Annotated in this window: 23 protein-coding genes; 14 read left to right on the top strand and 9 right to left on the bottom strand. The window is 67.0% G+C overall.

Annotation, left to right across the window (positions count from 1 at the left end; translation table 11 throughout):
- Nucleotides 1-103: 103 nt before the first annotated feature.
- Nucleotides 104-739 (bottom strand): hypothetical protein, encoded by a 636-nt coding sequence (locus tag ACFQ50_RS22895; RefSeq protein ID WP_377997900.1) that lies wholly within the window; start codon nt 737-739, stop codon nt 104-106.
- Between the two features lie 462 nt (nt 740-1,201).
- Entirely contained in the window at nt 1,202-1,789 is a 588-nt protein-coding gene (purN, locus tag ACFQ50_RS22890) for a phosphoribosylglycinamide formyltransferase (RefSeq protein WP_377997899.1), read from the bottom strand.
- A 39-nt stretch (nt 1,790-1,828) separates the two neighbouring features.
- Here purN and ACFQ50_RS22885 point away from each other — a divergent pair, with 39 nt between their 5' ends.
- The gene (locus ACFQ50_RS22885; RefSeq protein WP_377997898.1) at nt 1,829-2,272 is read left to right on the top strand and encodes a hypothetical protein; all 444 of its coding nucleotides are present in this window, start codon (nt 1,829-1,831) and stop codon (nt 2,270-2,272) included.
- Between the two features lie 39 nt (nt 2,273-2,311).
- Here the strand turns inward: ACFQ50_RS22885 and ACFQ50_RS22880 are convergent, their stop codons facing one another.
- Nucleotides 2,312-3,631, bottom strand: a complete 1,320-nt coding sequence (locus ACFQ50_RS22880) for a DUF6350 family protein (RefSeq protein ID WP_377997901.1) — start codon at nt 3,629-3,631, stop codon at nt 2,312-2,314.
- 176 nt (nt 3,632-3,807) lie between these two features.
- On the opposite strand from ACFQ50_RS22880, the gene ACFQ50_RS22875 reads away from it, so the two are divergent.
- The gene (locus tag ACFQ50_RS22875; RefSeq protein WP_377997897.1) at nt 3,808-4,269 is read left to right on the top strand and encodes a DUF4383 domain-containing protein; all 462 of its coding nucleotides are present in this window, start codon (nt 3,808-3,810) and stop codon (nt 4,267-4,269) included.
- A gap of 292 nt (nt 4,270-4,561) precedes the next feature.
- On the opposite strand, the gene ACFQ50_RS22870 is transcribed toward ACFQ50_RS22875, so the two are convergent.
- Together ACFQ50_RS22870 and ACFQ50_RS22865 are read right to left on the bottom strand one after the other, a co-directional pair.
- Entirely contained in the window at nt 4,562-5,023 is a 462-nt protein-coding gene (locus ACFQ50_RS22870; protein WP_377997896.1) for a hypothetical protein, read from the bottom strand.
- Between the two features lie 10 nt (nt 5,024-5,033).
- On the bottom strand, nt 5,034-6,338 hold the full coding sequence (locus tag ACFQ50_RS22865) for an MFS transporter (RefSeq protein ID WP_377997895.1): 1,305 nt from the start codon (nt 6,336-6,338) through the stop codon (nt 5,034-5,036).
- A gap of 588 nt (nt 6,339-6,926) precedes the next feature.
- Here ACFQ50_RS22865 and ACFQ50_RS22860 point away from each other — a divergent pair.
- Nucleotides 6,927-7,532: a helix-turn-helix domain-containing protein gene (locus tag ACFQ50_RS22860; protein ID WP_377997894.1), complete on the top strand. Its 606-nt coding sequence runs from the start codon at nt 6,927-6,929 to the stop codon at nt 7,530-7,532.
- Nucleotides 7,533-7,542: 10 nt separating this feature from the next.
- Here ACFQ50_RS22860 and ACFQ50_RS22855 read toward each other — a convergent pair whose 3' ends face one another.
- Nucleotides 7,543-7,713, bottom strand: a complete 171-nt coding sequence (locus ACFQ50_RS22855) for a hypothetical protein (protein WP_377997893.1) — start codon at nt 7,711-7,713, stop codon at nt 7,543-7,545.
- Between the two features lie 55 nt (nt 7,714-7,768).
- Between ACFQ50_RS22855 and ACFQ50_RS22850 the strand changes: the two genes are divergently transcribed.
- The 7 genes from ACFQ50_RS22850 (at nt 7,769) to fdxA (ending at nt 14,888) form a co-directional block, all read left to right on the top strand.
- Nucleotides 7,769-9,151: an FAD-dependent oxidoreductase gene (locus ACFQ50_RS22850; RefSeq protein ID WP_377997892.1), complete on the top strand. Its 1,383-nt coding sequence runs from the start codon at nt 7,769-7,771 to the stop codon at nt 9,149-9,151.
- Nucleotides 9,148-10,425, top strand: coding sequence for a CaiB/BaiF CoA transferase family protein (locus ACFQ50_RS22845; protein ID WP_377997891.1), 1,278 nt, complete (start codon nt 9,148-9,150; stop codon nt 10,423-10,425). Before ACFQ50_RS22850 ends, ACFQ50_RS22845 begins: the two co-directional genes overlap by 4 nt.
- Before the next feature lie 38 nt (nt 10,426-10,463).
- Nucleotides 10,464-11,246 (top strand): enoyl-CoA hydratase-related protein, encoded by a 783-nt coding sequence (locus tag ACFQ50_RS22840; RefSeq protein WP_377997890.1) that lies wholly within the window; start codon nt 10,464-10,466, stop codon nt 11,244-11,246.
- Between the two features lie 70 nt (nt 11,247-11,316).
- A complete protein-coding gene (locus ACFQ50_RS22835; protein ID WP_377997889.1) occupies nt 11,317-12,249 on the top strand; it encodes a dihydrodipicolinate synthase family protein in 933 nt (310 codons plus the stop codon).
- Nucleotides 12,249-13,034 carry an SDR family oxidoreductase gene (locus tag ACFQ50_RS22830; RefSeq protein ID WP_377997888.1) on the top strand — a complete coding sequence of 262 codons (786 nt, stop codon included), beginning with the start codon at nt 12,249-12,251 and terminating at the stop codon, nt 13,032-13,034. Before ACFQ50_RS22835 ends, ACFQ50_RS22830 begins: the two co-directional genes overlap by 1 nt.
- 51 nt (nt 13,035-13,085) lie before the next feature.
- The gene (locus ACFQ50_RS22825) at nt 13,086-14,573 is read left to right on the top strand and encodes an aldehyde dehydrogenase family protein (RefSeq protein WP_377997887.1); all 1,488 of its coding nucleotides are present in this window, start codon (nt 13,086-13,088) and stop codon (nt 14,571-14,573) included.
- Nucleotides 14,574-14,579: 6 nt separating this feature from the next.
- Nucleotides 14,580-14,888, top strand: a complete 309-nt coding sequence (gene fdxA / locus ACFQ50_RS22820) for a ferredoxin (RefSeq protein ID WP_377997886.1) — start codon at nt 14,580-14,582, stop codon at nt 14,886-14,888.
- A 133-nt stretch (nt 14,889-15,021) separates the two neighbouring features.
- Here fdxA and ACFQ50_RS22815 read toward each other — a convergent pair whose 3' ends face one another.
- On the bottom strand, nt 15,022-15,213 hold the full coding sequence (locus ACFQ50_RS22815; RefSeq protein WP_377997885.1) for a hypothetical protein: 192 nt from the start codon (nt 15,211-15,213) through the stop codon (nt 15,022-15,024).
- A gap of 130 nt (nt 15,214-15,343) precedes the next feature.
- Here ACFQ50_RS22815 and ACFQ50_RS22810 point away from each other — a divergent pair, with 130 nt between their 5' ends.
- A complete protein-coding gene (locus ACFQ50_RS22810) occupies nt 15,344-16,513 on the top strand; it encodes a hypothetical protein (protein ID WP_377997884.1) in 1,170 nt (389 codons plus the stop codon).
- 370 nt (nt 16,514-16,883) lie between these two features.
- Here ACFQ50_RS22810 and ACFQ50_RS22805 read toward each other — a convergent pair whose 3' ends face one another.
- Nucleotides 16,884-17,501 carry a MarR family winged helix-turn-helix transcriptional regulator gene (locus ACFQ50_RS22805; protein WP_377997883.1) on the bottom strand — a complete coding sequence of 206 codons (618 nt, stop codon included), beginning with the start codon at nt 17,499-17,501 and terminating at the stop codon, nt 16,884-16,886.
- Between the two features lie 93 nt (nt 17,502-17,594).
- The gene (locus ACFQ50_RS22800) at nt 17,595-18,059 is read right to left on the bottom strand and encodes a PRC-barrel domain-containing protein (protein WP_377997882.1); all 465 of its coding nucleotides are present in this window, start codon (nt 18,057-18,059) and stop codon (nt 17,595-17,597) included.
- Between the two features lie 352 nt (nt 18,060-18,411).
- Between ACFQ50_RS22800 and ACFQ50_RS22795 the strand changes: the two genes are divergently transcribed.
- From ACFQ50_RS22795 to ACFQ50_RS22785, 3 genes are read left to right on the top strand one after another with little or no spacing between them, the layout of a single operon-like run.
- The gene (locus tag ACFQ50_RS22795; RefSeq protein ID WP_377997881.1) at nt 18,412-19,446 is read left to right on the top strand and encodes a hypothetical protein; all 1,035 of its coding nucleotides are present in this window, start codon (nt 18,412-18,414) and stop codon (nt 19,444-19,446) included.
- A complete protein-coding gene (locus ACFQ50_RS22790; protein WP_377997880.1) occupies nt 19,443-19,874 on the top strand; it encodes a phage holin family protein in 432 nt (143 codons plus the stop codon). Before ACFQ50_RS22795 ends, ACFQ50_RS22790 begins: the two co-directional genes overlap by 4 nt.
- Nucleotides 19,871-20,512, top strand: a complete 642-nt coding sequence (locus tag ACFQ50_RS22785; RefSeq protein ID WP_377997879.1) for a DUF3618 domain-containing protein — start codon at nt 19,871-19,873, stop codon at nt 20,510-20,512. The genes ACFQ50_RS22790 and ACFQ50_RS22785 overlap by 4 nt, the downstream gene beginning before the upstream one ends.
- The last annotated feature ends 113 nt before the right edge of the window (nt 20,513-20,625 follow it).

Here is a 20,625-nt window from a genome sequence, read left to right as displayed (position 1 = left end):
CCAAACCCGCCCGGCGCCGCCCGTTTTCCGGCCCCGCCACCCCCCCCCCACCCTCCGCGATTTTTTTGTCTTTTTGGCCCCAAAAAACCACAACAACTGCGAGTCACTTGGGCGACCACCCCCTGCTGAGTAGCGCGTCCCGGACTTTCCGGACCGCGGACCGGGCTTCGTTCTGCATGTGGCGCTTGGAGATCCTGACGAGCAACCAGCCCGCACGGCCGTAATCCTCTTCCCGGGTGATATCGCGGATGATCTGCCCAGGCTCCGAGTGGCCCTCTCCTTCGTACTCCACTGCTACCCGGTATTCGGGATAGCCCATGTCTGGTTGGCGTACGACGCCGGAACAGAGTTCAGTGCGAACGTTCAGTTGCGGCTCGGGCAGGCCCGCCTGCTCCAGCGTCAGCCGCAGCCGCGTTTCGGGAGCAGAATCCGCACCGATACGCGCCATCTCAAGGGCCAGCCTCGCTTTACGGATGCCGGGCGTCCCCTTGTGCCGGTCCAGCATGTCGGCCAACTGCTCCCGCGTTGCGTGCGGTTCGTCCCTGGCTTCAAACTCAGGTCGGGGCATCCGCAGGAGGTGGTCCGCCACCACCGTCAGCTCCTCGACGGTCATCTTTCGCGAAACATCCAGCCAGGTCCGGACGCGGCTGGTTACCAGCAGACCGTCAACGCACACGATTTCGTCGTCGAAGAACTGTCCCACATGGCCTGTCACGCCCGTGCGGCGCGGAATGGACATCGTGTCCGGACGGGAGATATGGACCCGTTGATCCTCTGCACCCGGCAGGAACCCCGGAAACTGCCAAAAGGTGAAAGCTGTGGCGTGGGACGCAGCTGAAAACTCGGTCACCCTTGTGAAGGGCCGAATTGCCTGTGGGGCGCACAACTCCGCCGGCCAATCTGTGGGTCCGTAGGCGGGAACCCTGATGCCCCGGCTGGGTGAGTAGAGCGCTCCGTGCCGTAAGCGGCTCAAGCTGACACCGGCGTCGGCCGCTTCCTGGCAAGTGAACGGAGCGAGGGCAAGCGGCTCGGGAAGCGGTAGAGGAGTCTTCACCTGACCATGCTCGCAAACCCAATACCTGCTGGCGGGGTTATCCCCAGGCGAACGCCGCGCCAGCCCAACTGACTCGCATTTAATGTCGTTTTGACGCCTCAAAACGACATTAAATGCGAGTCAGTTGGGTGGGGAGGACGGGACGGGCTACTTCGGGGCCCGCGCGGCGGCGTGCGCAGCGGCCAGCGAGGCCAGGGTTGAGACGAGCAGCCGGCGCTCCACCACCTTGATCCGCTCGTGCAGGGATTCTTCGGTGTCCGTGTCCTCGATGGCCACGGCCTCCTGCGCGATGATAGGCCCTGTGTCCACGCCGGCGTCAGCCCAGTGCACGGTGCAGCCGGTGACCTTCACGCCGTAGGCCATGGCATCGCGGACTCCGTGGGCGCCCGGGAAGGACGGCAATAGCGCGGGATGCGTGTTGAGGTATTTTCCATCGAAAGCGTCGATGAACTCGGGGCTCACGATCCGCATGAAGCCTGAGGACACCACCACATCGGGCCGGTACGCGGCAACGGCCTCGGTCAGCGCGGCGTTCCACTGCGCGCGGTCCTGGTAGGCCTTGAAGTCCACCACGAAGGTGTCGATCCCCGCTGTGGCAGAGCGCTCCACTCCGTAGGTTCCCGGGCGGTCCGCACCCACTGCGGCGATCTCAACATCCAGGTCCCCGGCTTGGACGGAGTCAATGACGGCTTGGAGATTGGAACCGGTTCCGGAGACGAGGACTACTATGCGCATTGCTCAAGCTTAAGCGGCTGCTCGCGTAGGCTGGAAAACATGAACCCCACTCCGGGCCCCCAGGGGCCGCAGCGGACCGCGCGTCCGCTCAGCGAGGAGGCCAAGGCCTCGCTCCAGAAGACGCACACGCTGTTCCGCATGTTCATTGTGGCCGTGCTGGGCGCGTTCTTCGTGTTCCAGCTGGACCTGGCCTACCTCTGGCTTACAGCCATACTGACGGCGGCGGCCATCGTGCTGGGGATCATCGTGCTCATCCGCGCCATCAGGTTCAAGGAATCCAAACTGGTGCTGTTCGGCACCATCTCCGGCCTGGTGGTGTCCGCCGTCATGGTTCTCCTGGTTCTGACCTCCGCACTGTTCTTCAACCAGGTGCGCGACTTTCAGCAGTGCTCCCGCCAGGCGCTGACCAGCAAGGCGAGCACGGAGTGCCGGGTCCAGCTGGAGAACTCGCTGCCCGGACCGCTGAAGCAGCAAATCCGCTAAAGCCAGCGAGGCAACGGCCGACCCCCACGGCCGGAAAGGCTACTTGCTGCTCGGGGCAGTCCCCAGCTCGGCGTCCCGCAGCTGCCGGCGCTCGAGCCACGGTCCGGCCGCGTACCCAATTACGACGCCGATGCCGACTTCCGCTGCAAGCCAGACTGCCGTCCACAACGGGTCCGGGCCAATGTCCGTGAGGCGGCCGATGCCGGCCGATCCGCGCGCCAGCCAGGCGAGGGCTGCTCCCAGCACGCCGGCGGCCGCCCCGACGATGACGGCCAGGAACAGCGTGGACGCCGCGGCACTCAGCCAGCGGACGTGGAGCTTGATGGACAGCCATTCATCGAAGTGGTTTTCACCTTCGCGCAGGAACCACCAGCCGGCCAGGACCCCGGCAAGCACGGGAACCACCAGCGCCACGGGGCCGAAATCGAGGGGACCGGAAGGGATCGCGGCAAAAACCGGGACGGTGGGCAGCGGCCCCACGGCAGTCCCCAGCGGTCCCACCTGCGAGCCGGCGCCCAGTGCGAACCCGGAGCCGGTCAGCCAGGCGAGCGCAAAGACCGCGAGGTTGGGCAGGAAGCCGAGCTGCGCAATGGTGAGGGCCGCGCCTCCGACGGGCCCGGCGTCGAGCGCTTCATAGACGGCCACCACCAGGTTCCAGTGGATAAAAAAGTCCACGGCCAGCAACGCCGAGGAAATGGCGAGCGCCGCAATGACTGCCACGAAGGCCGCCTTGGCTGCCGAGGCCAGATACGACCCCGCCCACCGCGAATGCTGGCTGGTGCGGGCGATCCAGTCCACGGCGTCGACGCCGATCAGCCGGCTCCATGAACCGGCCTCCCGCCGGGCACCGATCACCATCCCGAGGCCGAATGGAACCAGGGGCAGGAGCCCCGCCCACCAGAGGAAAACCCCGACGTCCTCGGTCCGGCAGATGAATCCGGTGGCGATGCCAAAACCCGCGTAGACCAGCCACGATCCGAGCAGTGCCTGCCACAGCTGGTCCGTGTACGACGCCCGGGCCAGGCGCCTGCCCGCCCGCCAGGCGAGCAGGAACGGGATGAGGGTCAGGCCCAGCGGAAGCAGCCACAGTGTGCCGGTCTCGGGCCGCGCGGCAGCACCCTCCCCCACGGTGGTGAGGTACAGGGGTACCCCGTGGATGACCAGCCACGCCTGGCCCGCGAGGCGGGCCAGGCCATCGGGGCCTGCGCTCCCGAAACCGGAGGTCGCCCACACCGCAACGATGGGGGCGATGACCACCAGCGCGGAAATGATGGCCGCCTGGGCGGACTCAAGGCCGCCCTGCAGCCACAGGGGCATGGGTAGGCCACGGTCTCCGGTCTGGTCAGCACGCAGTTTCATCGCCTCCCATCGTGCCATGCGGGGCCCTGCTCGCCCGTTTTCGACAGGCTCAACGCCGCCGGAAAGTCGTAGGATCCTGCGCCTGCGCCGATACACGGGACGCTCGACGCCGGGCGCTTTTTCGGGAGGCCCGACGTAAAATTAGCTTGTCCGCATTCAGTGGTTGGAGGCAGAAAATGACTACCGCATCCCCACATGCACACGGCGTCCACTTTGGCAGGACTGACGTCCAGAACGCTGGCATGGGTGTAGGTATTGTCTTGATGGTGGTCGGTGTGCTGGGGTTCATCCCGGGCATCACCGCACGGTATGGCGAACTGATGTTCCTTGGGCCTGATTCGCACGCCATGTTCCTCGGTCTGTTCCAGGTGTCCATGCTGCTCAACATCGTGCAGCTGGTCATCGGCGCAACCGGCTGGGCCATGTCCCGCGGAGAGATGGGCGCTCGGAGGTTCCTCATGGGAGCCGGTGCGCTGTACCTCATCCTTAGCATCTACGGGCTCAGTGTCGGAGTGGGTTCGGCGGCCAACTTCCTGTCGCTGAACATGCTGGACAACTGGACGCACATGGTGCTGGGCGTGCTGATGATCGCCTGTGGCTGGATGTTTTCACGGCATTCGGTCGAGGACAGGAAATAGCCCGGAACGCGAACGCCGGGAACTAGGAGCCGCGAATGAGTAGATATCTAATCTGAGTATTCGTACTACCGGTTGGTGCAGGCGGCCACGCCAAGTCGTGGGCGGCTGCACCAACTTTGTGTGGGGCTTCCATTTTGATGTGGACGCTATCGCCCCGCCCTGGAAACTGCTTCTTCAAGCCCGACGGCGGGCGTCCGGCACGGCTCGGCACGCAGGAAGGTCCGGCACCCGGGAAGGCCTGGACTCGGCGAGTCCAGGCCTTCCTAATGATTCGTACGGTGGCCGACGGCACTCAGGCCAGTCGGCACTTTTCCTCCACCCGGGGCGGAACGGTGTCCCACTCCGTTTCCGCCGCGCGCATCCACGGATACGGCAACAGTTCTGTGAGGTGGACCTTCCCCACCTCGCCCCCGGCGTCGACCAGGACGGTCGCCCCGGTTCCGTACATGCGCAGCAGTTCCCGGCAGAGCCCGCACGGGTTCGTGACCTGGGGCTGCCCCTGCCCGTCCATGCTGACGGCCACCACGGAGCTGATCGATGGTTCCTGTGCCATGCAGGCGTTGGCGACGGCGCTGGATTCGGCACACACATTGATGCGCTTCGAGCCAAGGTGCAGTCCGAGGTAGATCGTCCCGGACTCACCCCGCACGGCGGCGGCCACCCGGTGGTTCTCGCTGTGATGGGCGGTAAGCAGCTGCCGGCGCGCTGCCTCGTAGAGCTCCACGTCTGACGTGCTGAGTTCAAACGAGATCACGGCTGTGTCCTTAGCTGCCAATGAAGATGCCGTTCTTCTTCCGGGCGAGCAGGTAGAACACGATGCTGAGCGCCGACAGGACAGCCACGTAGACGGGGAAGATCCAGGACGCGTTCATGGACTGGAGCCAGACCAGGAGGTAGGAGGCCGTGCCGCCAAACAGTGCAACGCCCAGGCCGTAGCCAAGAGCCGTTCCGGCGCCGCGGCAACCCTTGGGCATGAGGGAGCTGGTGATGACGTTGTACAGGGTCATGTTCAGGACCAGCACAACCGAGCCGCCGAGGAGGACGGCCGCGAAGCCGGCGATGCCGGGCTTGACGTACATCAGCATCAGGAAGACCGACGGAATGGCCAGCGCGCGGGTGATGAGGAACCACTTGGACATCGACTTACCGTCAGCAACTTTGCTGATGATGAGGCTTCCGACCACCAGCACGACGCCGAGGACGGTGGTGAGCGCGAAGACGGCGGTTGCATCCTCCTTGAATCCGCTGCGGGCCGCCGTCGGGAGCCCCGTGTTCCAGGCGTAGTTGTAAGCCTGTGCCGCGCCGACCACGAAGGTAATGGCGACAACACTGAGCCAGTGCTTGCGCACCCCGCCCCACACCGTTTTCGCGGAGTTGTTCGCCAGTTCCTCCGGCTTCATGGTTTCCGGAAGCGTCCGGCGAAGGTAGACCACGACGAAGCCGAAGGCTGCGCCGACAATGAACGGCACGCGCCAGCCCCAGTCGGCCATGACGGATCCGCCGAGCGTCAGGCTGCAGAGGTAGCTGACCAGCGAGGCGAGCAGGATGCCCACGTTGACGTAGAAGGAGATGACGCCAGCGACAAAGCCCTCGCGTCCCTCGGGCACGAGTTCCACGGCGTGGGCGGTGGACAACGGCGCTTCAACGCCGGTGGAGATGCCCTGGATGATGCGGCAGACCAGCAGGATCACGCCGGCGGCGCCGCCAATCTGGTCGTAGGTCGGCGAGACGGCAATGATCAGGGTGGTCACCGCCATCATCATGATGGACCAGAGCATCACCCGTCGTCGTCCGATCCTGTCGGCGAAGGTGCCGAGCAGGACTCCGCCCAGCGGACGGAAGGCGAAGCCGACGGCGAAGACAGCGAGGGCGCTCAGCGTTGCGGCCACGGGATCATGCGACGGGAAGAACTTCGGTCCAATGAACGCCGAGAGCAGCCCAAAGACCATCCAGTCGTACCACTCCAGGGTGTTCCCCAGTCCGAGGCCAAGCAGCCCCCTGCGGACTTCCGGAGAGAGCCGGGATTTCCGGCCGCTCTCCAGGTCATTCTTGACGACAGTGTCAGTCATGATTCTTTTCCTTCCCCCGCGCCGTCAGGCACGGGAGGGTACGGATCACCGGCGGGCGCCCGTTCCGGGTCGCCGGTGATCGAAACTATCGTTTGGCTTGGTCCGCGGGGCGTGACCGGATCACCACATGGGAGGTGAGTTAGCCAAGATAGCTACGCGTGCCTCTTCGTAGCGCTTGCTTGCAAACGGGCCATCCTGCCGGCAACCGGGAGCTTGTCCAAAGGAACGCATCCTTGCTGACCGGGCCAACATCGGGTTTTGCGGATGGCTGGCAGATGTCGCTGCCTCTCTACCAGGGAAACGAAACGGGAAACCGGGCGGGCTTGCCTTCCGCCAGAAGGTCCAGCGCCCTGATCCTGTTCGAGTTGCGTCGATCCCAGAGTGTTGCGGCTCACATAACTATATTGAAGATCTTCACGGAGTCAACGGTTAAGGTCACATCGCATCCCGCCCTTACGGGACGGCTGACAAAGCCGCAGGTCAGACGGCAATCAGGTCGCGGGCATCGAAAATTTTCACCACACCATTGATTCAGTAAAAATCTTCACTATAGTTATGCAGGTCAGCTCATCCAGAGAAAGACGGACCATGACCAACGAGAGCCTCCCGGGATCCCCCGCCGGCACGAGCGTCCTTCTTGCCACCGTAGGCAACAAGATCCGCAACATGCGCAAGGACAAAGGCATGACCCTTGCGAAGCTCTCGGACGTCACCGGCCTCAGCCCCGCGATCGTAAGCCAGATCGAACGCGGCCTGGCCAATCCGTCCTTCACCACCCTGGCGCAGTTGGCCCACGGCTTGGACATCCCCGTAGGGAAGTTCTTCCTTGGACAGGAAGAAGCCAGGTCACCGGTAGTCCGCAAGGGCGAGCGGCGAAACCTCAAGGGCGTTACCAAGAAGTCCGTGGGCGAGGCGGTCTATGAACTGCTCACCCCCGACCTCAACGGCGCCCTGGAGGCCCAGTGGATCGTGAGTCCGCCAGGCCACGACACCAGCGCCACTCCGTTCCGGCACAGCGGCGAGGAATTCGGCATCATTCTCTCCGGCCGGAAAGACATCTTCCTGGACGGCGAGTGCTACACCCTCGAGGAAGGCGATTCCATCACGTTCTCCTCGGATACACCGCACTGGTACAAAAACAGCTACGAAGAGGTATGCGTAGCAATCTGGGTTAACGCACCTCACGCGTGGTGATCGGCCGGCCCTAGCCGCCGTCGCCATTCTCCATCTCCGCCGCCACGCCAGTGTCCGCCGGAACCCTTTCCATGCCCTGCAGCAAGGTCCGCAACGGGCCGCGCTGCGTCATACCCTCTGCCAGGTGGGAACCGCGGTCAGCGTCGCCGCGCCTTCCCCCGGACACCGACTTCCATCCCACCGTTTTCTACCTCCCCGGCTGCCGTTCCACGGCTCTCGAGAAAGTAAGGATTCCCATGAACCCGACCACGTCAGCGATCTCCCTTGAACTGAGCACCACAACACACGACCTCACCGCTCCCGTGATCTCCCGTTCCGACGTCCTGGTGGTCGGTGGTGGCCCCGCCGGTGTGGCCGCCGCCGTCACGGCGGCCCGCTCCGGCGCCTCTGTCACCCTGCTGGAGCGCTACTCCGCACTCGGTGGCCTCGCCTCCGGCGGCATGGTCCTGGTGCTCGATGACATGATCAACGGCCAGGAAATCACCGTCACGGGCATCGTCTCCGAATACGTCGAGCGCCTGCAGAAGCTCGGCCTGGCGATCGTCCCGCCGGCCGATGACCGCAAGACCTCCGAGGAACTCTGGAACAAGTGGGGCCGCTACGGCACCTTCGACTTCCACTCCCACACCAACCCCAAACCCATCTGCTACGCCGCGGCGTTCGACCCGGACGGCTGGAAGCGCGTCTCCAACGACCTCGTCCGCGAGGCTGGCGTCAACCTCCGCCTGCACTCCTGGTTCTCCCGCCCCATCGTGGACAACGGCGTGATGAAGGGCGTCATCTGCGAGACCAAGTCCGGCCCGCAGGCCTTCATGGCCGACGTCGTCATCGACACCACCGGCGACATCGACGTCGCCTCCCGGGCCGGCGCGAGCCACATCAAAGACAGCTACCTCACCACCCTCGTCTTCCGCCTGGGCAACGTCGATACCAACGCCGCGGAGGCCTTCGAACAGGCCAACCCGAAGGAAGCCCGCGCCATCAACCGCAAGATCAAGCGCCTCCTCGGCGGTGCCTGGGAACTGTGGTGGCTCAAGACCCCCATCGACGGCGTCGTCTGGTGCAACGCACCCCACATGACCGGATTCGACGGCGTCGACCCCGCGGATATGACCGCCGCCGAGTTCGCCGCGCGTGACCGCATCACCGAGGCCGTGGACTACGTCCGTGCCAACCTGCCCGGCTTCGAGAACTCCTACATGCTGGACGTCGCGTCCCAGATGGGCGTCCGCCAGACCCGCCTGCTCGAGGGCGAGTACGTCATGACCAAGGACGACGTCACCTCCCGCCGCCAGTTCGCGGACACCGTGGCCCGCGGCCGCGACTACTACTACCCGTTCAGGTCGCTGCTGCCCAAGGAAGTGGACCAGCTGCTGGTGGCCGGCCGCCACTACTCTGCGACCCCCGAGGCGCAGAAGATGTCCCGCGAGATCCCGCCCTGCATGGCCATGGGCCAGGCCGTCGGCGTCGCCGCTGCCCTCGCGGTCCAGAACGGCACCCTCGTCCGCGACGTCTCCGCTTTGGACATCCAGCAGGGCATGCGCCGGCACGGCGCAGACCCGGGCGACGTCCCGTCGTCGAACGCCACCCTCGACGCCGATGCGGTGGTGGGGGCATGAGCACCGTCATCGACGAACTGCTGGCAGGCTCAGCGGAAAGCACGACGGCGGCACCCGCCGCTGCCACCGGTATCGCCGCCGCTGAGGCCGGCATCCCGCTGCCGCTGGACGGCATCAAGATCGTGGACTTCACCCAGGTGTTCATGGGCCCGTCCTGCACCCAGCTCTTGGGCGACTACGGCGCGGACATCATCAAGGTGGAACGCCCGGGCGCCGGGGACATCTCCCGCAACTCATTCCCCGACAAGGACGGCCAGGACAACCCGATCTTCCTGTCCATCAACCGGAACAAGCGCAGCGTCTCCGTCGACACCCGCACGGAGGAAGGCCGGAACGTGCTGCACGCGATCATGGCCGACGCGGATGTGGTGGTCAGCAACTTCCGCTCCGGCGTGATGGAGCGGATGGGCTTCGGCTACGAGAACCTCAAGCAGGAGAACCCGGGCATCATCTGGGCCTCCGGCACCGGCTTCGGCCCGCAGGGTCCCTACTCGCACAAGGGCGGCCAGGACGCGATCGCGCAGGCCTACTCCGGCGTCATGTGGCGGCGCGAATCCGACGACGTGAAGCCGTCCATCTACCCCACCACGCTCTGCGACTACATCACCGGCATGCACCTGATGCAGGGCATCCTGCTGGCGCTGCGCACCCGGGAAACCTCCGGCGTCGGGCAGAAGGTGGAGGTGACCATGTACGACTCCATGCTGCACCTGCAGATGCAGGAGGCGTGCATGCAGCTCAACCGCGGCTTCGAGGTCAACTGGGGCGCCATGCCGCTCAGCGGAGTCTTCGAGACCACCGACGGCGCCGTCTGCATGGTGGGCGGCTTCACCCCGGACCCGCTGCTGCGCATTTCCGAGGCGCTGGGCCTGGACGAGGACCTGACGCTCCGGCCCGAGTTCGCCAACCTGGAGCAGCAGTTCGAGAACAAACCGGCGCTGCAGGCGATCTTCCGCGAGCGCATCGCCACCAACACCACCGAGTACTGGACCGGCCGGCTGGAGGACAGCGGCCTGCTCAACGCCCCCGTCCACACCCTGGAGCAGACCCTGGCCGATGCGCAGACCCACGCCAACGGCATGATCGTCGAAGCTGAACACCCCGGCGTCGGCACCGTGAAAATGCTCAACGCGCCCATCCGGCTCTCCGCCACCCCGCCCACCATCCGACGGGTGGCCCCGCGGCTCGGCGAACACAACGTCGAGGTGCTGCTGGAGAACGGGTTCGACGCCGAAACCATCGAGCGCCTGCAGCAGCTGGGGGTGCTCCGGTGACGGCCACGGCAGAAAAAACCACGGCTGCGACTGCCGCGGTGGATCAGGTAACCCTGACCATCGAAAACCACGTCGCCACCGTGGTCATCGACCGCCAGCACGTGCTCAACGCCGTCGACGGCAACGCCCAGGCCCGGCTCAACGAGATCTGGGACCAGCTCGAGGCCGACCCCGACGTTCGCGCCGTCGTAGTCACCGGCGCCGGGACCCGGGCGTTCTGCGTGGGCGCGGACATGTCCGCCGCCGCCGTGGACAAGACCGGCCTCGAATACTGGGCGGACCTGGACCCCAACGGTTTCGGCGGGCTCAGCCTGCGCACCACGCTGGACATCCCGGTCATCGCCAAGGTCAACGGGTACGCACTGGGCGGCGGCATGGAGATCGTGCTCGGCGCGGACATCGTGGTGGCCGCGGACACGGCCCGCTTCGGGCTGACGGAACCGCGCGTCGGGCGTTTGGCGCTCGACGGCGGCATCCACCAGCTGGTGCGCCGGATCCCCTACACCCAAGCGATGGGCATGCTCCTCACCGGCCGGAAGTCCGGGGCTGCGGAAATGCAGTCCATGGGCCTGGTCAACGAAGTGGTCCCCGCGGACGAGCTCGACGCCGCGGTGCAGCGCTGGGTGGACCAAATCCTCGCGTGCGCCCCCACCTCCGTCCGGGCCGTGAAGCAGATGGTCATCCAGACCGCGCACCTGACCGCCGCCGAGGCCCGCGGGCTCCGGCTCCCGGCCCTCATGGCGGCGCTGGACAGCGAGGACTCCGCCGAGGGCGTCCGCGCCTTCCAGGAGAAGCGCCCGCCGGTGTGGCCCGGACGTTAGCCGTTCCACCGATCCAGCCGGCTGAAGTCCGGCCGCCCGAAGAACACCAACAGCTTTGAAGGAGAAACCTATGCGGGAGTCATTGACACCCGGAGTGTGGGGCGTCGTCGCCACACCGTTCCAAGGCAGCACAATGGACGTCGACACGGACAGCCTGGCCGGACTCGCGGCCTATTACGAGTCGATCGGCGCCACCGGGCTTACGGTCCTGGGCGTTTTCGGCGAGGCCGCTGCCCTGACCGCGGCCGAACGCGGCCTGGTGCTGGAAGTAGTCATGGAAGAAACCCGGCTGCCGCTCGTGGTGGGAGTGACCTCGCTCTACACCGGCACGGCCGTCGAGGAAATCCGCTCCATCCAGGCCGCCAGCGGGGACCGTCTCGCCGCCGTCATGGTCCAGGCCAACTCCGCCAACCCCGCGGTGGTCACCGCTCACCTGAACGCCATCCATCAGGCCACCGGCGCCAATGTGGTGCTGCAGGACTACCCCCTGGCCAGCGGCGTCAGCATCAGCACTGAGGCGCTCATATCCGTGGTGCGGGCCTGCAGCTTCGTCACCGCCGTCAAGGCCGAGGCCCCGCCCACCTCGGTGGCCATCGGCCAGCTGACGGCTGCCATGGACGTCGCCGTGTTTGGCGGCCTCGGCGGCCAAGGACTGCTGGACGAGCTGATGGCCGGCGCCGCCGGGGCAATGACCGGGTTCTCCTACCCCGAGGCGCTAATCGCCTGTGTGCGGGCCTGGCAGCGCGAGGGCTACGAGGCCGCCCGCGAAGCCCTCCTGCCTTACCTGCCGCTGATCAACTTCGAGCAGCAGGCGAAGATCGCCCTGGCCATCCGCAAGGAATGCCTGCACCAGCGCGGACTCATTGCCGATCCCGGCGTCCGGCCCCCTGCCGCGGCGTTCCCGGAAGTCCTCCGGACGGCGCTGCGCACGCATCTGGCCGAGGCCGCCGAGGCCCTTGGCCCGAACCCGGCCGCCGCCCTCGCCACGGCTGGGAGGAACTAATGGACCTCGGAATCAGCGGCAAAACCGCTTTTGTGGCAGCCTCCACCGGCGGCCTGGGCCTCGCCGTCGCCCGGGCCCTCGCGGCCGAGGGCGCCCGCGTGGCCATCACCGGCCGGCGCCGCGAGCGCGCCGAAAAAATCGCGGCCCAGCTTCAAGAGGAGGGCCACAGCGCCGTCGCCATTGAGGCAGACCTGAGCACGGCGGAAGGCGTGGCCACCGCCGTCGAAAAGACCGTGGACGCCCTGGGGCCAGTCGACATCCTGGTCCTCAACGGTCCCGGCCCGAAGCCCGGCGCGGCCGCCACCCTCGGCGCCGACGACATCGCCGCGGCGTTCGAACAGCTGGTCAAACCGCACCATGCCCTGGTCTCGCACATCCTGCCGGGCATGCGGGAACGGCGCTGGGGCCGGATCCTCGCCGTCGGTTCCAGCGGCGTTGTGGCGCCGCTGCCCAACCTCGCCGTGTCCAACACCGGCCGCGCCGCGCTGGCCGGCTACCTCAAGACCCTCGCGGCCGAGGTGGCCCTGGACGCCGTCACGGTCAACATGCTCCTACCCGGACGCATCGCCACGGACCGGGTGGCCGAGCTCGACCAGGCCGCCGCCAAGCGCCGTGGCACCACGCCCGAGGAAATCCAGCTCGAATCCCGCAAGACCATCCCCGCCCGCCGCTACGGCGAACCCGAGGAATTCGGCGCCGCCGCGGCGTTCCTCTGCAGCGCCCCGGCCTCCTACATCACCGGCGTCGCACTGCGCTGCGACGGCGGCCTCATCCGCGGGCTCTAACCGCCCTAGCCGCCCCGCACATACCCTGCTCAGACTCCCCGAAGGAACACCATGACTTCCACAGCATCAGACACCTCAACTGCGACCGGCACCGCCACCGAGCGGGACCTCATCACCGCCCGTCACCTCATCAACGGCGAATGGCTCGGCGGGGCCGACACCGAGCGGATGAACCCGGCCCGCCCCGGCGAGCTCGCCGCCCTCTCCCCCAGCGGCACTGCCGCCGACGTCGACGCCGCCATCACCGCCGCCACCGCCGCCCAGCCGGCCTGGGCAGCCCTACCCGCCCCGGCCCGCGGCACCATCCTGATGGCCGCCGGAAACCTTCTCTTGGACCGCCAGACCGCGATCGCCGAGGACCTCGTCCGGGAAGAGGGAAAGACCCTGGCCGAGGCCAAGGGCGAGGTCAAGCGCGCCTCCGACGTTCTGCGCTTCTTCGGTTCCCTCGGCTGGGCCGCCACCGGCGAGGTGCTGCCCAGCGGCCTTCCGGACACCACCGTCACCACCCGCCGCGAGCCGCTCGGCGTCGTCGGGCTCATCACGCCGTGGAACTTCCCCATCGCCATCCCCGCTTGGAAAGCCGCCCCGGCGCTGATCAGCGGCAACGCTGTGGTCATCAAGCCGGCCGAGCTCACCCCGCTCTCCGCCACGCACCTGGCCCGCGCCCTGCAGGACGCCGGACTGCCCGCCGGCGTGTTCAATGTGGTCCACGGCAAGGGCCGCGTGGTGGGCGACGCCCTGGCCCGCGATCCCCGCATCGCCGGGCTGTCCTTCACCGGCTCCACCAACGTGGGTCTCGGACTGCAGGAGATCCTCAACGCCCGCCGCGCCCGGGTCCAGCTGGAAATGGGCGGCAAGAACGGCGTACTGGTCCTGGACGACGCCGATCCCCGCAAGGCCGCCCGGGTGGTGGCTGCCGGCGCGTTCGGCCTCACCGGCCAGGCCTGCACCGCCACGTCCCGCGTCTACGTAACCCCGGGCATCCGCGAGGAATTCCTGGCCGCCCTCACCGAGGAAGCCGCTCAGTACACCCCCGATGACGAAGTCGAGGGCGCAAAGATGGGCGCCGTCGTGAGCCGCCAGCAGTTCGAGCAGAACAGGGCGGCGGTGCGCACCGCCGTCGAGCGCGGCGCCACGCTGCTGCACGGCTCGTACGACGGCGGCACGGACGCCGGGTTCCGCTTCCCGGCCGCCGTCCTCACGGGCCTTCCGTTCGACGACGCCGCCGTGACCGAGGAGATCTTCGGACCCGTGGTGGCCGTCCTCGAGGTCCCGGACTACGAGGCTGGCCTCGCGGCGATCAACGATTCCCGCTATGGCCTCACCGCCGGCATCTGCACCGACTCCCTGGCGCTGGCCACCGACTTCGCCGCGCGCGCCCAGGCCGGCGTCATCAAGGTCAACCGCCCGACGGCAGGCCTGGACCTGAACGTACCGTTCGGCGGCGTCAAGGATTCCTCCACCAACACGTTCCGCGAACAGGGGAAGTCCGCGCTGGACTTCTTCACGTGGGGCAAGACCGTTTACACGGGTGTGTAGCCTGCCGTGACCTTTGTGATCGCGCAGCCCTGCGTGGATGTGAAGGACAAGGCCTGCATCGACGAATGCCCGGTGGACTGCATCTACGAAGGCGAGCGCTCGCTCTACATCCACCCCTCCGAGTGCGTGGACTGCGGCGCCTGCGATCCCGTGTGCCCGGTGGAGGCGATCTACTACTCGGACGACGTCCCTGACGAGTGGGCCGATTACGTGCGTGCCAACGTGGAGTTCTTTGAAGAGCTGGGCTCGCCGCAGGGCGCCTCCGCGCTCGGGAACCTGCGGCGCGACCATCCGGTGGTGCAGGACACCGGTTGAGCCTGCCGAAAACCGGCGTGCCTGGCCGCCGTCTGTTCCCCAGCCCAACTTGCGGAGTGGACCCAAAGGCTGGTGCCGCCGTCGTGCCTGATCAGGGCGGCGGCGTCCGGACTGTTCGCCACGGCGGGGCCTGTTACAAACCCGTTTTGAACCGAATCTGCACGTAGGGCTCACTGGGCAGGTTCCCGGCCGTCCACGGCTCCTCGGACGGTTCGCTCCTGCCCTCGCTGCGTCCGTCGCGCAACACGGCGCGCACCGTTGCCGCAATGGCGACGGCGGCGATTGCGGCCAGCAGCACCAGGACGACGACGATGGATCCAGACATCCTCTGAGCACCTTCTGCTTCAATTTTATTGCGATTCCCTGCACCTGGCCCATGCGCGAATATTTTTCCTCTGGACGGAACCGGGTGCCGGGCATATTCTGGTCTCCCATTGCGCTGGGGGGTGATTCGAATGGGCAACAGCTTGCGCTTCCACACGGCTGCCGTCGTGCGTGTCCTCCTGTTGCCCGTTCTCGTGGCCCTGGCCTGGGTTATTTGGGGCACAGCATCCGCAGGCGCCGCCTCCGCGGACTCCGGAACGGCCGGCCCGCTTGGCACCGGTTCCCTGAACACAGCGCCTCTGAACACAGGGTCTCTCAACACTGCGCCCCTGGCTGCCGTCGTGAAGTCCCCAGCGTCTGTCCCGCTGGCCTCCCGCGTCTCCCAGGTTGCCCCGGCCACCAGGCTGCTGCCGGTAGTCCCTGCACTGCCGTCGGCACCCAGCCTCCCGGCTCCGGTCACCAGGCCTGTGTCGACCGTCGCCGGCGCAGTGGCGGACACCGCCAGCACCGTGGTGAACGGGGCATCGACGGTGGTCTCCACAGTGACCACGGCCGTAACGGCCACGACGGCGCCCGTGCTCGACAAGGCGGACAGCCTGATCACCACCGCGGAAGACATCGTTCCGCCGGTGCCCCACCTGCCCCTGCCGGCCTTGCCGGCGATCCCTTCAGTACCGGTGATCCGCGTCCCGTCAGTTCCGGTTCCTTCATTGCCGGTTCCGTCGGTGCCCGTCCCACCGGTGGCTGTTCCATCAGTGCCGGCCCCGGAACTGCCCGCAGTTCCCGTACCGGGTGTCACGCCGACGACGCCCGGACCCGAAAGCGGGGGCAAACAACCAGATCTTGCCGTGCCGTCACATAGCGTTTCGCCCTCGGCGGTTAGGCCTGGCTCGACCACTGACAAGGCCGCAGACGGGACCGTGCCGGCAGCTCCGGACGGGACGCTCCTCCGCGCTGGGCAGGCTGTTGGCGCAGGTCTGCCGCTCGCCGGCACGGGCCTCACGCTGGCCGAGCTCCAGATGACAACACCTGAGCGGCCGGAGCCGGCAGCGGTCAACCCTGCTACCCACAAAGTGAACCTTGGTGCGCTGCCAGGTGACGCCCACCTACAGGCCTTCGCCGTAAGCGAGGGAACGTCGGGGAACTCCTCGTCGGGGTCTGAAGGCTCCTCCGGCACTCAGGCCGCCGAAGTGGCGGGAGACTGGGACCGCACCCCTTTGCTTGCCGGCGCCCGCATGTTCGACGCCGCCCAGCACCTTCCCGCCAGCCCAGCCTTTGATCCGGGGTGTTCCCCCGACTGAACAGGTCAGCCCTGCCCACTTTCCGGGCAGAAAAGACCACCTGCGCAACCCTGCGCAAGGACCACACGTTCAGTCAGGAGAAAATGTCATGTCTACGCACGCCCCGCTGTCTGCTGCCCCCCGTCCGTCCCGTCCGCAGTCCGGAGCCGTTGGCGGCCGAATCGGAAACTGGCCGGACCCGATGCGCGGACGGATCGGCAATTGGCCGGATCCCATGTCCGGCGTCATCGGCAACTGGCCGGATCCGATGCAACAGCGGCACTAGAGATGCCCGTGCGAAGCTTGGGCGCGGGCTGGCCCTGAGAACGGGCCGGAGGCAACAAGGAAGTGTCGCCGCGCGCGGCGCGGCGACACTCTCCTTCCTTGGTGATCAATCCTTCTGCTGAATACCGGAGTCGCTCTCGCCGTTTGGCTTTTGTTTTCCTCCGGCGGTGTCCTGTGGCGCCGGCGTTGCGCCCTGCGCTGCAACATCGCCTGCGGCCACGGGGGCTGCCCCTTCCGCTGCCTCCCCGGCCGCCTTCTCGACTGCCGCCGACGAATTCTGCTTCCTGACCGGGCCCGTCTGGGTGCGGCCGGGAAAGTAGCTGATGACACGCGCCAGCTCCCGGCCCAGGACGGTCCCCTCGACCACATCGGGAGGCAGCGCCTCCTGCTCGGCTTTCCGTGCCGCCTCCAGTGCCTTGCGGCCTGCTTCCGTTATGGATACCTCGTTGTGCCGCCGGTCCAGTGAACTCGCCTCGCGGGCCACGAGCCCTTCCCCCTCGAGCCGTGTCAGGACCCGGCCGATGGACTGGCTGCGGACCCTGATGACCGCGGCCAACTCCTCCTGGTTCAGCGGACCGTCGAGGAGGCCCTGCAGTGCTATGACTGCGGCATGCGTGAGCCCGAGTTCAGCCAGGGCCTGGTCCTGCCGGCGCTGGACAAGCCTGGCGGCCATGGACAGCAGCTGGTGAGGTCCCCACTGCTCCGCGTCAGTATTCGGGACCATCGGTGTAACCCTCTTTCCCTTTAAGCCCGGCTGGCAACGCCGCCAGCCGGGAATGCCGGCAACACCGGAAACCCGGCCCCGGTGCTGGGCAAGTCAGCGGCGGGTGCCGTCTTCGCCGGCGGCCTGCCGTTGGGTTCCGACGTTGACCCGTTCCTCCGAACGGGTCGTGGCGTTGCCGTCCACGAGTCCGGCTGCGCTGCGAGCCTCGGTCTCAGCTCCCGCCGCTGCGCCGTAGGTTTCGCCATCGCCTGCGGCTGCAAACCCTGCGTCCCGCTCAGTGGCGGACAGGCTGGCAGCGGACCGCCGCGCTGAGTCGTCGGCACCGGCGGTGTGCCCGCTCCTCGCCTCGGTATAAGTCTTCGTTCCCTTCACCTGATAGTGCTCATGGAGCAGGTCTTCGGAGGTGCCGAACAGGCCTGTGCGTGCGGTTACCCACGTGGGCTGCCCGTTGTCGTCGTCCGCATAAACCTGACCGAGAGAACCTATCTTGCGTCCGTCCGCGGAGAGGATGTTTCCGTTCTTGTTGATCAGGTCATCAATGTGTTCCTTCGCGAGCACTCTGTCTCCTTGGATGTTGACTTCTTGTTCACTCTGGCCGTTCACGTTGAACCGGCGACGGCGACGCCACGCCACACGGCGCGCTGTCCCCGCCCAGAAGCGGCAGTTTCCGTGCGTGCCGGTCATCCGCCGTCGCCCCGAGGCTGCCAGTCCGGCCTCACACCTACACCCTAAGCATGCTTACAATCAGATTGGCAAGCCTACTTAGCTTTTTTCATGGGATCCGCCAACGTAGGTGGGAAATAATGACAAGGGTGCTTACTATTTGATAGTAAACATGCTTACCATTGCATGCCAGCAACGCTGGTTCCCTGTACAGCAGCTGACCCTTTCGGAAAGAGAGAGAGCGAAGATGACTGAGAACCAATGGCCGCAGGATGAAAACCTCACCACTCCCCCGGCCACACAGAATTCGGGCTACGGCGCCGGCACCACCGGAGGAATAACTGGGGCGGGCACCACTGACTACACTGGCACCCCCGGCTATCAGGATGATGCGTCCTCGAAGAAGGACGTGGCAAAGGAAGAGGCCGCGAACGTCGCCGGCCACGCTGCCGGGGCTGCCCAGAACGTGGCCCAAACCGCCAAGACCGAGGCGAAGAACGTGGCATATGAAGCCAAGAACAGCGCCCGGGATCTGCTGCACCAGGCGAAGTCTGACCTCACGGACCAGGCCGGCACCCAGCAGGCAAAGGCCGCCGAAGGCATCCGCAACATCTCCTCGCAGCTGCGCACCATGGCCAACGCGCCCGACCAGCAGGGCGTGGCCGCGGACCTGGTCCGGCAGGCCGCCGACCGATCGGAATCCGTCGCGTCCTGGCTCGACAACAGGGACCCGGGTTCATTGCTGGACGAGGTGAAGTCCTTCGCCCGCCAGCGTCCCGGCACCTTCCTGCTCCTCGCTGCAGGCGCGGGCCTGCTCGCCGGGCGCCTCGGCCGCAGCCTGCAGGCCGGCGCTCCGGAAACCGGGACATCAACCGGCGTCGGATCGACCGCCGGCGCCGTTCCGCCCTACCCCGTGCAGCCGCCGGTCGGCGAAAGCAGCTTGGACGCCGGGGCCGGCGCACCGCTTTATGACCACGCCGAACTCGGCGAACCCGCCTACACCCAGCAGGCCCCCAGCGAACCAGCCTACGGAGCACCGGCCACAGGCCAGCCAGCCTACGGCGAACCCGCTTACGGGGAACAGGCGACGGGCCAGCCCGCTTATGGCCAGCCCGCCTACGGCGAACCCGCCTACGGCGAACAGACCTACGGCGAACCGGCCTATGGTGAACCGGGCGTCGGCGAGCCGGCCTTCGGTGAGCCCGCCCCCGGCGAACCAGGACGTGGCGAGCCGAGGCGGCGGGATACAGACGATACCGAGGGTGGAGGTCGTCCCCTGTGAGCAGCCAGATCCCCGATACGCCGCAAACGGCCGCGCACGCCAAGGCCGACACCACATCCCTCGGCGACCTCCTCGGTGAGGTCACCCGGGACCTGTCCACCCTGATCCGGCAGGAAATCGAACTCGCCAAAGCCGAACTGAAACAGTCCGGCACCCGCGCCGGCAAGGGCGGCGGCATGCTCGCCGGCGCCGGCATCGCCGGGCACTTCGTGCTCCTGTTCCTCTCCGTCGCCCTCTGGTACGCCCTGGGCGAGCTGATGGGCCTGGGCTGGTCCGCCGTCGTCGTCGCCGTCATCTGGGGCATCATCGCCGCGATCCTCGCCAGCGTGGGACGCAAGGAACTCAAGTCCATCAAGGGCATGCCCCAGACCCTCGAAACCGCCCGGGAAATCCCGCCCACCCTCAAACCGAACGGAGACCACCGATGAGCGAGAACCCGGACGCCATCCGCGCCGACATCGAAGCCACCCGCGCCCGCCTTGGCACCAACGTGGACGCGGTCGCCGACAAGGTCACCCCCTCCAACATCGTCCACCGCCAGACCAACAAAGTCAGGGACGCCGTCTTCGGAGTAAAGGACAAAGTCATGGGCACTGCAGACCACCCCACCCACAGCACCACCGGCAGCCTCCACCACGCCGCCCACTCCACCGCGGGCGGCGTGCACCAGGCCACCGATGCCGCCGGCAACGCCCTGCACGACGCCGGCGAAGCGATCGCCGACGCACCCCACCAGGTCGCCGCCAAAACCCAGGGCAACCCCCTCGCCGCTGGCTTGATCGCGTTCGGCGCCGGGCTGCTCGTCTCGTCCCTCATCCCGCCGAGCGAGAAGGAACGCGAAGCCGCCGACGCACTGAAGACCGCGGCCGAACCGGTCACCACCCAACTGACCGAAGCCGCCAAGGACATGGCCCAGGGCTGGAAGGAACCCGCCCAGGAAGCCGTGGAAAACGTCAAGGCCACCGCCACCGACGCTGCCCAGCATGTCAAGGACGAAGGCCAAACCGCCGCCGAGGACGTCAAAGCCACCGCCACCGACGCCAAGGACCACGTCCAAAACACGTAACGGTCAGTACACCCAGAAGATCAAAGTACGACGACGGGCGGGCCCCGCGGGGCGGGGCCGCCGGTTTTGTTGGGGGAGGGGGTGTTGTGGGCAAGTGGGCGGGGGGAGGGGGT

Origin of the sequence: Arthrobacter sp. NPDC056493 (genome assembly GCF_042795115.1) — a bacterium.
In the GTDB taxonomy this organism is placed as follows: domain Bacteria; phylum Actinomycetota; class Actinomycetes; order Actinomycetales; family Micrococcaceae; genus Arthrobacter.
This window is presented reverse-complemented; position numbering and strand designations above follow the sequence as displayed.